This window comes from Micromonospora sp. DT62, from assembly GCF_049847285.1.
GTDB classification, from domain to species: Bacteria; Actinomycetota; Actinomycetes; order Mycobacteriales; family Micromonosporaceae; genus Micromonospora; species Micromonospora reichwaldensis.
Genome location: NZ_JBNCOB010000003.1, coordinates 90467 through 103384 on the forward strand (window position 1 = coordinate 90467; position 12918 = coordinate 103384).

The 12918-nt window shown below is 75.7% G+C and carries 11 protein-coding genes; 3 read left to right on the plus strand and 8 right to left on the minus strand.

Annotation, left to right across the window (positions count from 1 at the left end):
- Positions 1 to 23: 23 nt before the first annotated feature.
- Both fabG and ACPXCB_RS06340 read right to left on the minus strand, forming a co-directional pair.
- A complete protein-coding gene (gene fabG / locus ACPXCB_RS06335; protein WP_425873036.1) occupies positions 24 to 782 on the minus strand; it encodes a 3-oxoacyl-ACP reductase FabG in 759 nt (252 codons plus the stop codon).
- Between the two features lie 14 nt (positions 783 to 796).
- The gene (locus tag ACPXCB_RS06340) at positions 797 to 1945 is read right to left on the minus strand and encodes an acyl-CoA dehydrogenase family protein (RefSeq protein ID WP_425873038.1); all 1149 of its coding nucleotides are present in this window, start codon (positions 1943 to 1945) and stop codon (positions 797 to 799) included.
- Between the two features lie 89 nt (positions 1946 to 2034).
- Here ACPXCB_RS06340 and ACPXCB_RS06345 point away from each other — a divergent pair, with 89 nt between their 5' ends.
- From ACPXCB_RS06345 to ACPXCB_RS06355, 3 genes are read left to right on the plus strand one after another with little or no spacing between them, the layout of a single operon-like run.
- The gene (locus ACPXCB_RS06345; protein WP_425873040.1) at positions 2035 to 2700 is read left to right on the plus strand and encodes a TetR/AcrR family transcriptional regulator; all 666 of its coding nucleotides are present in this window, start codon (positions 2035 to 2037) and stop codon (positions 2698 to 2700) included.
- 49 nt (positions 2701 to 2749) lie between these two features.
- Positions 2750 to 4168: an aldehyde dehydrogenase family protein gene (locus ACPXCB_RS06350; RefSeq protein WP_425873042.1), complete on the plus strand. Its 1419-nt coding sequence runs from the start codon at positions 2750 to 2752 to the stop codon at positions 4166 to 4168.
- Positions 4165 to 5244 (plus strand): Zn-dependent alcohol dehydrogenase, encoded by a 1080-nt coding sequence (locus ACPXCB_RS06355; protein WP_425873044.1) that lies wholly within the window; start codon positions 4165 to 4167, stop codon positions 5242 to 5244. The genes ACPXCB_RS06350 and ACPXCB_RS06355 overlap by 4 nt, the downstream gene beginning before the upstream one ends.
- Before the next feature lie 166 nt (positions 5245 to 5410).
- Here ACPXCB_RS06355 and ACPXCB_RS06360 read toward each other — a convergent pair whose 3' ends face one another.
- The 6 genes from ACPXCB_RS06360 to ACPXCB_RS06385 form a co-directional block, all read right to left on the minus strand.
- Complete coding sequence (locus ACPXCB_RS06360) at positions 5411 to 8212, minus strand: AAA family ATPase (protein WP_425873046.1); 2802 nt, start codon at positions 8210 to 8212, stop codon at positions 5411 to 5413.
- 85 nt (positions 8213 to 8297) lie between these two features.
- Complete coding sequence (locus tag ACPXCB_RS06365; protein WP_425873048.1) at positions 8298 to 8909, minus strand: TetR/AcrR family transcriptional regulator; 612 nt, start codon at positions 8907 to 8909, stop codon at positions 8298 to 8300.
- A gap of 103 nt (positions 8910 to 9012) precedes the next feature.
- Positions 9013 to 9216 carry a hypothetical protein gene (locus ACPXCB_RS06370; protein ID WP_425873050.1) on the minus strand — a complete coding sequence of 68 codons (204 nt, stop codon included), beginning with the start codon at positions 9214 to 9216 and terminating at the stop codon, positions 9013 to 9015.
- Between the two features lie 254 nt (positions 9217 to 9470).
- Entirely contained in the window at positions 9471 to 10751 is a 1281-nt protein-coding gene (locus ACPXCB_RS06375; RefSeq protein ID WP_425873051.1) for an ABC transporter substrate-binding protein, read from the minus strand.
- A 111-nt stretch (positions 10752 to 10862) separates the two neighbouring features.
- Complete coding sequence (locus tag ACPXCB_RS06380; RefSeq protein ID WP_425873053.1) at positions 10863 to 12026, minus strand: branched-chain amino acid ABC transporter permease; 1164 nt, start codon at positions 12024 to 12026, stop codon at positions 10863 to 10865.
- Entirely contained in the window at positions 12023 to 12901 is an 879-nt protein-coding gene (locus tag ACPXCB_RS06385; RefSeq protein WP_311410436.1) for a branched-chain amino acid ABC transporter permease, read from the minus strand. Before ACPXCB_RS06385 ends, ACPXCB_RS06380 begins: the two co-directional genes overlap by 4 nt.
- Between the last annotated feature and the right edge of the window lie 17 nt (positions 12902 to 12918).

The window sequence follows — 12918 nt, forward strand, 5'->3', positions numbered from 1 at the left end:
GTCGGTGCGGTGCTACGCGCGGCTCAGCGCGCGCCGCCGTTGACGTACAGGGTCTGGCCGCTGACGTACGAGGCGTCGTCGCTGGCCAGGAAGGCGATCACCGAGGCGATCTCGGCCGGCTGGGCGACCCGGCGCAGCGGGGTGTGCTCGGCGACCGCCCGCTGGTGCTCCTCGGGGCTGCTGCCCACCCGCTCGGCGGTGGCCGCGGTCATCGCGGTCGCCACGTAGCCGGGCGCGACAGCGTTCACGGTCACGTTGAACGGGCCCAGCTCGGCGGCCAGGGTGGCGGTCAGGCCCTGCACGCCGGCCTTGGCCGCCGCGTAGTTGACCTGACCCCGGTTGCCCAACGCGGAACGGCTGCTGAGGTTGACGATCCGGCCGTAGCGGGCGGCCACCATGTGCTGCTGCGCCGCCTGGCAGCAGAGGAACATACTCGTCAGGTTGGTGGTCAGCACCGCCTCCCACTCGGGCAGCGGCATCCTGAACAGCAGGTTGTCGCGGGTGATGCCGGCGTTGTTGACGAGCACGTGCAGCCCCCCGTACGCCTGGACCACCTGGTCGGTCATGGCGGCGACCGCTCCGGCGTCGGTCACGTCGCAGCCGATGCCGACGGCCCGACCACCGGCGGCGGCGATCTCGTCGGCGACGGCCCCGGCGCGCGCGGCGTCGAGGTCCACCACCGCGACCGCCGCGCCCTCGGCGGCGAGTCGGTGCGCGGTGGCCGCGCCGATGCCCTGCGCGGCGCCGGTGACGACGGCGACCCGGTCGGCGAATCTGGTCACGGTTCCTCCTGGCTCTAGAAGGCGTTGACGCCGGTGAGCGCGCGTCCGATGAGCAGCTGCTGGATCTGGCTGGTGCCCTCGTAGAGGGTGGCGACGCGGGCGTCGCGCAGGTACTTGCCGACGGGGTACTCGTCGATGTAGCCGTAGCCGCCGAAGACCTGCACCGCGTTGTTGGCCGCGCGCACGGCGGCCTCGCTGGCGAAGAGCTTGGCCATCGACGCCTCGGTGGCGAACGGCTCGCCCCGGTCGATCAGGTCGGCCACCCGCCACACCAGCAGGCGCGCGGCGTCGGTGTCGACGGCGATGGCGGCGAGCAGCTGCTGCACGAGCTGGTGACCGGCGATGGGCTTGCCGAACTGGGTGCGCTGCCCGGCGTAGCCGACGGCCGCGTCCAGGCAGCCCTGGGCGATGCCGACGCAGCCCGCCGCCACGGACATCCGGCCCTTGGCCAGGGTGGCGAGGGCGAGCCGGAAGCCGGCGCCCTCCTCGCCGAGGAGCGCGGATTCCGGCACCCGTACGCCGTCGAAGCGCAGCTCCCCGGTGGCCTGCCCGCGCAGGCCCAGCTTGCCGTGGATCTCCCGCCGGGTCAGGCCCGGCGCGTCGGTGGGCACCAGGAACGCGCTGATGCCCCGGTGTCCCGGGCCGCCGGTGCGGGCGAAGACCAGCGCGACGTCGGCCGTGGTGCCGTTGGTGATGAACATCTTCGCGCCGGTGATCAGCCAGTCGGTGCCGTCGCGGACCGCCCGGGTGGTCAGGGCGGCGGCGTCGGAGCCGCTGTCCGGCTCGGTCAGCGCGAAGCAGCCGAGGGCGGTGCCGGAGCAGAGCCGGGGCAGCCACTGCTCCCGTTGGGCCGGGGTCCCGTGCGCGGCGATCGACTTGGCGACCAGGCCGAGGGAGACCGAGACGATGCCGCGCACGGCGGAGTCGCCCCGGCCGAGTTCCTCCAGCACGAGGCAGTAGGAGAGGTGGTCGCCGCCCGAACCGCCGTCGTCCTCGCCGATGGTCAGTCCCAGGAAGCCCAGCTCGCCGAGCTTGCCGACGATGTCGGGGTCGACGGACTCGCGGCGGTCCCAGGTGGCCGCGTGCGGCACCACCTCACGGTCGACGAAGTCCGCGGCGAGCCGGCGGACCGCCGCCTGCTCGGCGGAGAGCTCCAGATCCATGAGGCTTAAACTAGCGGTGCAAGTTTAATTCCGTCCAGACCCGGTTGTGGCAGAGTCTGCGACGGACCACCCCGAGCGAAGGAGGACGGATGCCCCGGCCGCGGCAGGCGCTGCTCAGCCGGCAGCGGATCGTCGAGACCGCCGCCGCGCTGATCGACGCCGAAGGGCTGGAGGGCTTCTCCACCCGCCGGCTCGCCGCCGAACTCGGGGTACGCGGGCCGTCGCTCTACAACCACTTCGCCACCAAGGACGAGATCCTCGACGCGGTCGCCGACAGCGTCACCGGCCAGGTGGACGTGTCGTTCTTCGGCAGCGTCGACTGGCGGGAGGCGCTGCGCCGGTGGGGACACTCCTACCGGGCGGCGCTGGCCGCGCACCCGAACATCGTGCCGTACCTGGCCCGGGGGCCGGGGCGCCGGCCGGCGGCGCTGGCCATGGCCGACGCCGTCTACGGCGGACTGGTCGCCGCCGGGTGGCCACCGGCCCGGGCGACCCACGTCGGCGCGCTCATGCGCTACTTCGTGGCCGGCTCGGCGCTGGGCTCGTTCGCGCGCGGTTTCGTCGAGGACCCCGGGCTGTACGCGGAGCAGTACCCGCACCTGACCCAGGCCCACCGGCTGGCCGAGCACCAGCAGCAGGTGGACGAGGGCGCCTTCGCGCTGGGCCTCGACGCGCTGATCCACGGGCTGTCGCGCACCTATGAGGAGCACATCGGGCCGCTGCCGCCCCTCCCGCCGGCCGGCCGGGCGTACTAGAGTCCGAAACTTGCGCTGCTAGTTTCGGCCGACGTAGGTGAGGGGCGCGATGGATCTCGCACGTACCGACTTCTACCTCGACGGGCAATGGTCCGCCGCCGACTCCCGGGACACCGTCGCGGTGCGCAACCCGGCGACCGAGGACGTCATCGCGACCGTGCCGGCGGGCACCGCGGCCGACGTGGACCGCGCCGTCGCGGCGGCCCGGGCCGCCTTCCCCGGCTGGGCCGACGCCGCGCCCGCCGAGCGGGCCGCCCGCCTGGACCGGCTGCACGCCGCGCTCTCCGCCCGGGCCGACGAGATCGCCCGCACCGTCGCCCTGGAACTCGGCACCCCGCTGAAGGTCGCCGGCCGGGTCCAGACCGGCCTGCCGCTGACGGTCCTGCACAGCTACGTCGAACTGGCCGCCCGTCCCCCGGCCGACGAGACCGTCGGCAACTCGCTGGTGGTCCGGGAACCGGTCGGCGTGGTCGGGGCGATCACCCCGTGGAACTACCCGCTGCACCAGGTCGTCGCGAAACTGGCCCCCGCGCTGGCCGCCGGGTGCACGGTGGTGCTCAAGCCGAGCGAGCTGACCCCGCTGACGGCGTACCTGCTCTTCGACGCCATCCACGAGGCCGGCTTCCCGCCCGGGGTGGTCAACCTGGTCACCGGCACCGGCCCGGTCGTCGGCGAGGCCATCGCCGCGCACCCGGACGTCGACATGGTCTCCTTCACCGGCTCGACGGCCACCGGCCGGCGGATCTCCCACCTCGCCGCCGACCGGATCGCCCGGGTCGCCCTGGAACTCGGCGGCAAGTCGGCCAACATCGTCCTCGACGACGCCGACCTGCCCACGGCCGTCAAGGTGGGGGTCGGCAACGCCTTCCTCAACTCCGGCCAGACCTGCGCCGCCTGGACCCGCCTGCTCGTGCACCGCGACCGCTACGACGAGGCCCTCGACCTGGCCGCCAAAGCCGCGGCGGGCTACCGGCTCGGCGACCCGTTCGACCCGGCCACCCGGCTCGGCCCGCTGGTCTCCGCCGCGCAGCGGGAACGGGTCCGCGAGCACGTCGCCCGGGGGCTGGCCGACGGGGGCCGACTGGTCGCCGGCGGGCCGGACGCGCCGCTGCCCGAGCGGGGCTACTTCGTCGCCCCGACGGTGATCGCCGACGTCGACCCCGACAGCGCCCTGGCCCAGGAGGAGGTCTTCGGCCCGGTGCTCGCGGTCATCGCGTTCGACGACGAGGACGAGGCGGTACGCATCGCCAACAACTCCCGCTACGGGCTGGCCGGCGCGGTCTGGTCGGGCGACGAGGAGCGGGCGCTGCGGGTGGCCCGGCGGCTGCGCACCGGCGCCGTCGACGTCAACGGGGCCCCGTTCAACCCGCTCGCCCCGTTCGGCGGCTACAAGCAGTCCGGCCTCGGCCGGGAACTGGGCCGGCACGGGCTCGAGGAGTTCCTCCAGGTCAAGGCCATCCAGCGATGAGGGCCCTGGTCGTACGGGCCGTCGACGCCCCGCTGCGGGTGGAGGAGATCGAGCTGCCGGCCCCCGGCCCGGACGAGGTACGGGTGAGCGTCCGGGCGGCGGGGGTCTGCCACTCCGATCTGTCCATGGTCGACGGGACGCTGGCACCGCCGTACCCGCTGGTGTTGGGGCACGAGGCGGCCGGGGTGGTGCTCGCGGTCGGCGACGCCGTCACGCGGGTCGCGCCCGGCGCGCACGTGGTGCTGAACTGGGCCCCGCCGTGCCGCAGCTGCTGGTACTGCGGGCGGGACGAGCCGTGGCTGTGCGAGCGCACCGGGTCGCCCTCGGCCCCCCGGGGACGCACTTCGGCCGGCGAAGCGCTGCACGTCACGCTCGGCCTCGGCGCGCTCGCCGAGGAGGTGGTGGTGCCGCAGGCCGCCGTCATCGGAGTCCCCGCGGAGCTGCCCTTCGAGGCGGCGGCACTGCTGGGCTGCGCCGTGCTCACCGGCGTCGGCGCGGTCCGCCGCACGGCGGGGGTGGCCCCCGGCGAGTCGGTGGCCGTGATCGGCCTCGGCGGGGTGGGGCTGTCGGTGGTCGCCGCCGCGCGGGCCGCCGGCGCCGACCAGGTGCTCGCCGTCGACGTCTCCCCCGCCAAGGCGGAGCTGGCCGTCGCGGCCGGCGCCACCGACTTCCTGCTCGCCGACGAGACGCTCAGCCGGGCGGTCCGGGAGCGGACGGCAGGTCGGGGCGTCGACCACGCGCTGGAGTGCGTCGGGCGGTCGGCCACGATCCGCACCGCCTGGCGCGCCACCCGCCGGGGCGGTCAGGTGACGGTCGTCGGCATGGGGGCCAAGGACGACATCGTCGGGCTGGGCGCGCTGGACATCTTCCACTCGGCCCGGACCCTGCGCTCCTCGGTCTACGGCTCCTCCGACCCGGACCGGGACGTGCCCGAGCTCGCCCGGGCCGTGCTGGACGGCACCCTCGACCTCGGCTACCTGATCACCGACCGGACCACCCTCGACGGCGCCCCCGAGGCCTTCGCCCGCATGTCCCGCGGCGAGGGCGCCCGCACCGTGATCCTCCCCGCCCCCTGACACTCCCTACCCTTCCCCCACCCCGTCGCGCCCCGCCCGCCCCGCCTCGTGCCGCGTCGATCATGGACTTGTGGCGGGCGGTAGATGCCACTTCGCGGCTTTCGCGGGGCACCACAACTGCATGATCGACGCCGGTGAGGGCGGCGGGGAGGCGGGAGGGAGGGGGCTAGGAGAGGGCGCGGGCCAGCTCCGTGCGGGAGCGGATGTTGAGGCGGTGGAAGATGTTGCGGAGGTGATGGTCGACCGTACGGGTGGAGAGGAACATCCGGGCGGCGATCTCCCGGTTGGTGGCGCCCTCGGCGACCAGCCGCGCGATCCGGAGCTGCTGGCCGGTCAGCAGTCGCGCCGCCGACTCCTCCGGCGGGCCGACCGACTCCCCGGCCGCCCGCAGCTCCGTGGTGGCCTGTTCCGCCCAGGTGGCCGCCCCGAGCAGGGTGAATGTCTCCCGGGCGGCGTGCAGGTGTTCGCGCGCCGCGCGCGGTCGGCGGCTGCGGCGCAGTTCCCGGCCCAGGAGAAGCTCGGTGCGGGCCCGCTCGAACGCGCCGGCGTCCGTCGGGTGCAGCCGCAGGGCGGTGCGGAACTCCCGCTCCGCCTCGGCGCTGCCCCGCGGCGCGAGCAGCCCGTGGCAGCGCGCGGAGAGGGCCCGGCGCGACGGGCTCGCCGTACTGCTGGCCCACCGGTCGAAGACGGCGAGGGCGGCGCTTGCCGCCGGCCGGTCCGCGACGGTGGCGGCCGCCTCCACCAGGTACGGGGTGGCCATCACCAGGACCAGCACCTGCCCCCGGCCCGTGCCCGGGCAGGCCAGCGCGGCCAGTCGCGCGGCGGCGGCGGCCGGCCGGTTGTCGACCAGGTCGAGCACCGCCAGGGCCCACTGCGCGAGGGCGCGGGGCCGGCTGTGCGCGCCCGGGTCCTCGCCGATCTCCCGGATCCGGCGCAGGGCGGTGTCGCGGTCGGCCCGCACGGCGGCCAGCACCGCCAGCATGCCCAGGTGTACGCCGGCCCAGTTCTCCTGGCCGACGTCCCGGGCGATCCGCAGCCCCTCCCGGGAGCTGTCCGTCGCGGCGTCGTGCCGGCCCAGCCAGTACTCGGCGGCTGCCCGCAGCTCCAGGGCGCGTGGCAGGGCGGACAGCTCGCCCCGCTCGCGGGCCAGCTCGACGGCGCGCTCGGCGAGCCGGTGCGCCGCGCCGTCCACGGCCACCAGCAGCCCGGCCGCCGCCGCGCAGGTCAGCGCCGCGGGGGTCAGCGCCGGCCCGGTCAGCTGCCCGCCGAGGACGACGGCCCGGCGCAGGGCGGGCCCGGCTTGTTCGTGGTGGCCGCGCAGGGTCGCCGCGGTTCCGGCGACGTAGGCGCTCAGCAGCTCGGTGGCGGGCGGGTCACCGGGGCGGCGCAACAGCTCCGCCCGCCGGGCCACGCCGGCGTAGCGGTACTGGTCGCCGGTGAAGCAGGCGGCCTCGCCCGCCCGCACCAGCGCGCCGAGGGCCAGCGCGCGATCGTCGGCGCCACCCGTGCCGGTGGACGCACGATCGGCGGCGGACAGGGTGCCGGCGGCCGCACGATCGGCGGCGGCCAGGGTGTCGGCGGCGGACAGGAGCGCGGTGAGCGCGGACCGGGGCCGGCCGGTGCGCAGTTCCAGTTCCCCGCGCAGCAGGTCGGCCCGGCCCGCCACGGCGGCTTCCGCGCCCGGGGGCAGCTCGCCCAGCAGCAGTCGGGCCCGGTGCGCCCGGCCGGCCGACCAGGCGTACCGGGCGGCGGCCACCAGCCGGGCGGCGGCGCGTGCCGGGTCGTCGGTGAGTTCGGCGGCCCGTTGCAGCGCGGCCGAGGCCGCCATGCCCGCGCCCTCGCACTCGGTCACGGCCTGCTCCAGCTCGGCGGCCAGGGCCGGATCGGGGCCCTGGGCGGCGGCGGCGAGGTGTCCCGCCCGGCGCAGCCGGTGCCCGGCCCCGTCGAGCACGCCGGCGAGCAACAGGTGCGCCGCGCGCCGCTCGGCCAGCGGCGCGGCGGCCCGGACCACGGTCCGGACGAGAGGCTGCGGGAACGTGACCCGTCGCGGCTCGACGCGGACCAGGCCGGCGAGTTCGGCCGGCGCGAGCGCCTCGACCGCCGTGCCGGCGACCCGGGCGGCCCGGAGCAGGGTGGCCGGCTCCCCGTCCTCGTCGAGCGCGGCGAGCAGCAGGACCCGGCGGGTGTCGGCCGGCAACCGGTCCAGCCGGGCCCGGTAGGCGCGGCCCAGCCCGCCGTCGGGCGGGGGCGTCTCGGGCACCGGCTCCTCCCCCCGGCACTGGCCCGGGGTGAGCACCTCGGCCAGGTCGACGAGGGCCTGCGGGTTGCCCCCGGCCGCCGCGGCGAGCGCGGCGGCCACGGGCGGCGCGGGTGGCCGGCCGGCCAGCCGGTCGGCGAGCAGCGCGGCGCTGTCCCGGTCGTCGAGCGGGCGGAGCCGGTGCCGGGCTATCCCGCCGAGGGGGACGTCCGCAGCCGTGGTGAGCAGGACGGCCACCGACGACCGGCCCAGGCGGCGGGCGACGAACGCCAGCGCGTCGGCGGTGGGCTGGTCGCCCCGGTCCACGTCGTCCATCGTGCACAGCAGCGGGCGGTCCCGCGCGGCGGCGGCGAGCAGACCGAGCACGGCCAGGAACAGCGCCAGGCGCCCGTCGGCGGGGCAGCCCGCGCCGGTCAGCGCCCGCAGCAGCACCCGCCGCTGTTGTCCGGGAAGCGCGCCGGCCCGGTCCAGCACCGGGTCCAGCAGCCGTTGCAGTCCCGCGTACGGCAGGCCCGCTTCCTCGGGCAGCCCGGTGCCGGCCAGGACGGTGCAGCCCCCGGCGTGCCGGTGGGCGTAGTCGACGAGCGCGCTGCGGCCGGATCCGGGCTCGCCCTGGACCAGCAGCGCTCCCCCGCCGGCAGGCAGGTCACCCAGCAGGCGCCGGATCGCGGCGCACTCGTCGGCCCGGCCGCGCAACACGGTTAATTGCACTGACGATGCAGTAACCATGCAATCGAGTGTCACCTATCGGCAGCCCGATGGAAAGACCGGCGGCGCCGCCTTCCCACGTCGCGCGTCAGCGCGGGCCGACGTCGGCCAGCAGGGCGGCGACCGTCCGGGTCATCACCGCACGGGCCTGGTCCACGCCCAGCCCCAGCCCGTCGCGCAGCATCGACCAGGCCTGCCACATGCTCGCGGCCACCAGGGCGTGCACCAGCTGGTCGCGTTCGGGACCGGCCTGTTCGAGCTCGGCGGCGAAGAGGTGCTCGACCTCGTCGCGGACGCGCGCGATGTGCTTGAGGCGGTTGCGGCGCAGCTGCCCGGAGACCGGCTCGCGCATCTGGGCGGCCCGGGCCGACGGGGCGATGAGCTGGAGCAGCCGGGCCCGCTGCCGGCAGTACGCGTCGACCCGCCGGGCCAGCGGCAGCGCCGGCGAGATCGGCCGGTGGGCGGCGTCCTGCTGCCGGAGCAGCTCCGCGCCGCTGGCCTCGAACAGCGTCTCCATGTCCTTGAAGTTGGTCCAGAGCGTCCGCAGCGAGATTCCGGCCCGCTCGGCGATGCGCTCGCCGGTCGGCCGCAGGTCACCCTCGGAGATGAGCGCCAGGTGCGCCTCGACGATCGCCGCCCGGGTGCGTTCGGCCCGGGCGGTCCGGCCGTCGACCCGGACCGGCGCCTCGGCACCGCCCATCCGCGTCCGCCTCCTCATCGCCGTCACGTCCCCCGTACCGCCGCGCCGAGTCTAGCCGCGGGCGGCACGGCGCCCGTCCGGCCCCGGCCCGGGCTCGGCGCGGTCATCCGGCGGGCCGGTCGGCGAGGCCGGCCCCGCCGTCGGGGACGTGGGTCCGCCCGGCGATCCGGGCCGCGCCGCCGGAGGCGAGGAAGGCGACCGCGCCGACCCCGTCCCGCGGCGCCCCGAGGCGCCCCAGCGGGTACGCCCGGGCGAAGGGCCCTTTCCGGCCCTCGCGCCACGCCGCCGCGAAGCGGGTCCTCACCACGGCCGTCGCCCGACCCGAGGGTCGCCCCGAATATGCATTCACGGTGCAAATAGTAGGAGGGCGGTCGAGACCCGTCAACGACATCACGTCGGCGGACAGGTCTCATCCCGCCGACAGCCCTTCGGCGTAACAGCACTGTCGATGCGGACAGTTCGCGCTCCGGGAGAGGGCCCGGAGCCTGAGCGCCCTCTGCCCGAGAACAGGACCGGGCGTGGCGGGCCGGAAAGCCGACGCGCCACGCCCGGTGCGCCCGGTCAGGAGGCGGTGGGCACCCCGTTGGCCGGCGGCGCGACCGGCGCGACGGTGTGCTCGCGTACCGGCCCGTCGCCCTCGTCCGTCTCGTACGTCGGCCCGAAGTAGGCCTGCGTCCCCCCGCTCACCCGGGTCAGCCGCTGCCCGCCGTAGCCGGAGTGGTCGGTGTCGGAGTAGCGCAGCGGGGCCAGGCCGGGCCCCTGGTAGCCGCCCTTGGCGACGGCCTCGGTCACCGCCTCGCGGGTGAGGTCCTTGCCGGCGGCGAGGAGCACCTGCACGAAGAGGTAGCCGACCGCCATCCCGTAGACGGTGTTGCCGTCGAACGGGGCGTCCCCGTTGTACTCCTTGTTGACCTTGGTGAAGAGCTGGATCCACGGGTCGGCGGCGTCGTTCTGCATCGGCAGGTAGTTGGCGCCGACCATGCCCTCCAGCAGCCCGGCGTTGGCGCCGAGCTGCTTGGCCAGCGTCGGGTGGTCGGCGCCGACGTTGGAGACGAGCCACTGCGGCGTGAAGTTCAGCCGGGCGGCGGTGCCGACGGCGAGGGCGGTGAAGCCGGGCACGGTGGCGAGGACGACCACCTGGCAGCCGGCCGCCTTGAACGCGCCGATCTGGGGTGCCACGTTGGTGTTGCTGGTGACGTACGTCTGCTTCGCCGCCACCGCGCCGGCGCCGAGCACCTTCTCCACGCCGACCAGGCTGTCCCGGCCGAAGTCGTCGTCCTGGCCGAGGAAGCAGACCTTGCGTCCCGGCAGGCTGGTCTTCACGTGCTGGGCCAGGATCTTGCCCTCGACCGTGTAGTCGGGGTTGAAGCCGAACGTGCCCGGATACCGGTCGGGCTGGTCCCAGCTGCGGCTTCCGGAGGCGACGAAGAGGTCGGGCACCCGGTTGCTCTTGAGGAAGTCGAGCACGCCGGTGTGGGTCGGCGTGCCGAGCCCGTTGAGGATGGCGAAGACCTTGTCCTGCAGGACGAGCTGGCGGACCACCTGCTGGGTGTTCGCCGGGTTGTAACCGTCGTCCATGATCTTGTAGGTGATCTTCCGGCCGTGCACGCCACCGTTGGCGTTGACGTGGTCGAAGTACGCCTTCGTGGCGGGCGCGATCTTGGAGTAGCCGGCGGAGGCCGGACCGGTGAGCGGCATGTGCGTGCCGACCACGATCTCGGTGTCGGTGACGCCGGGGACCGCCCCCCGGCCGCCGCCGTCGTCCCCGGCGCAGCCGGCGGAGGTGACGAGCAGGGTGATGGCGGTGGCGAGCGCGAGGCCGCGCCGTGCCGTTCGTGTCATGTCAGACACCGACCTTTCCTCGGTCCGGTTGGTGGTGGGGTGGGGTGGTGGTGGGGTGCGGGCGGGTGCTCGGGTGGGACGGGTGCGGTTTGCCGGGCGGACCGGGCCGGCTCAGGGCGTCCGTCCCCCGCCGAGGCGGGAGTCGGCCGGCCGTCGGCGCGGCGGCCGTCGGCGGCCCGCCGGACGCGCGGAGAAGGCCCGGGCCAGCCGGGACAGCAGGCCCTGCACGCCGCCGGGAGCGGCGATCATGACGACGACCAGGGTGAGCCCGAAGATCGCCAGCGGGAGGTTACCCTCGACCCGCTGCGCGACCGCCGGCGACAGGGTGAGTTGCTCGGTGACGGCGTGCGTCAGGTCGGGCAGGGCCACCAGCAGGACGGCGCCCCACGCCGCACCGGCGAGGCTGCCCAGCCCGCCGATGACGACCGCCATCAGCAGGAACAGCGACAGCGTCAGCGAGAACGCCCCGGGCGACACGCTCTGCGCGAGCACCGCGAGCAGGGCCCCGCCGAGCCCGGCGCCGGCCGCGCTGACCACGAAGGCGAGGACCTGGGTGCGGGCGACGTGGATGCCGGCGAGCCGGGCGGCGACCTCGTCGTCGCGGACCGCCCGGAAGGTGCGGCCGTACCGGCTGCGGACCACGTTGGCCAGCAGCAGCAGGGCCAGCAGGGTGGCCGCCGCGGTCACCCAGAGCTGCCAGCGCTCGTACGGGAAGTGGACGCCGAGGGCCGCTGGCGGGGGCTCGACCGGCACCGCCAGCCCCTGCTCGCCGTTGAACACGCCGTCGAAGGTGACGGTCAGCGCCGGCACCACGACCGCCACGGCCAGGGTGACGCCGGCCAGGTATGGCCCGCGCAGCCGGGCGGCGGCCACCCCGACCACGGCGCCCACCGCGAGGGCGGCCAGGACGGCCGCGCCCAGCGAGACCGGGAGCAGCCAGCCGCCGGTCATCCCGGAGTCGGCGAACGCGTTCTGGCACAAGGCCACGGTGTACGCGCCGGTCGCCATCAGCGCGCCGTGCCCCAGCGAGAGCTGACCGTTGAGCCCGGTGAGGACGGTCAGCCCGGCGGTGGCGCACAGGTAGGCGGCCACGGTGGCGAGCTGGAAGTTGCGGAACGGCTCCAGCCCGTAGCTGGCGGCCACCAGCAGCAGCGCGGCGACGGCCGCGAGGCCGAGGTGGCGCAGCAGGGTCGAGCCGCGGCGGGGATCGGCGGGGCCGGTGCGGCCGACCCGGGCCTGCGTGTCCGGCGGGGTCACCGCCCGGGTGGCGCTCACACCCGCCTCGCCGCGACCGGGGCGAACAGCCCGGCGGGACGGACCAGCAGCACGGTCAGCAGCAGCACCAGCACCGCGAGCGGCGTGACGTCGCTGCCGGCGTAGCCGCTGACATAGGAGAGCAGCAGCCCGACCGCGAGGCCGCCGACCACCGCCCCCGGTGGACTGTCCAGCCCGCCCACCACGGCGGCGGTGAACGCCGAGACGAAGACCAGGTCCATCGCGTGCGGGTGCAGGCCCAACTCGGTGGGGATGACCAGCATGCCGGCCAGCGCGCCGACCCCGGAGGCCAGCGCCCAGCCGAGGGTGAGCATGCCGCCGACGTTCACCCCGAGCAGCCGGGACACCTCGGGCGCGAACGCCGCCGCGCGCATCCGCAGGCCCACCGCCGTGCGGGTGAAGGTCCAGGCGAGCCCCACGACCACCACCGCGACCGCCGCGAAGACGAACAGGTCGTACGGCGACAGGACGGCGACGCCGCCCACGGTCAGCGGGTTGCGGGAGAAGGGCGTCCCGGCGGGCAGGAACTCGCTGCCGTACGCCATGCCGAGGACGGCCTGGATCAGCAGCACCAGCCCGAGCGCGACGATCACCGGGTTGAGCGGCGAGGCGTGGTCGACGAAGCGCATGACGACCAGGTCGACCGCCGCGCCGAGGAGCAGCCCGGCGCCGAGCGCGGCCAGGAAGCCCAGCCAGTACGAGCCGGTCGCGGCGGAGACGCTGTAGGCGACGTACGCGGTGGCGACGGCCATCGCGCCCTGGGCGAAGTTGACGATCCGGGCCGCCCGCCAGATGAGCACCAGGGCCAGGGCGAACGCGGCGAGGACCGCGCCCCTGGACAGTCCGTCGAGGGTGAGGAAGACGAAGCGGTCCAACGGTCCTCCCTTGCGGG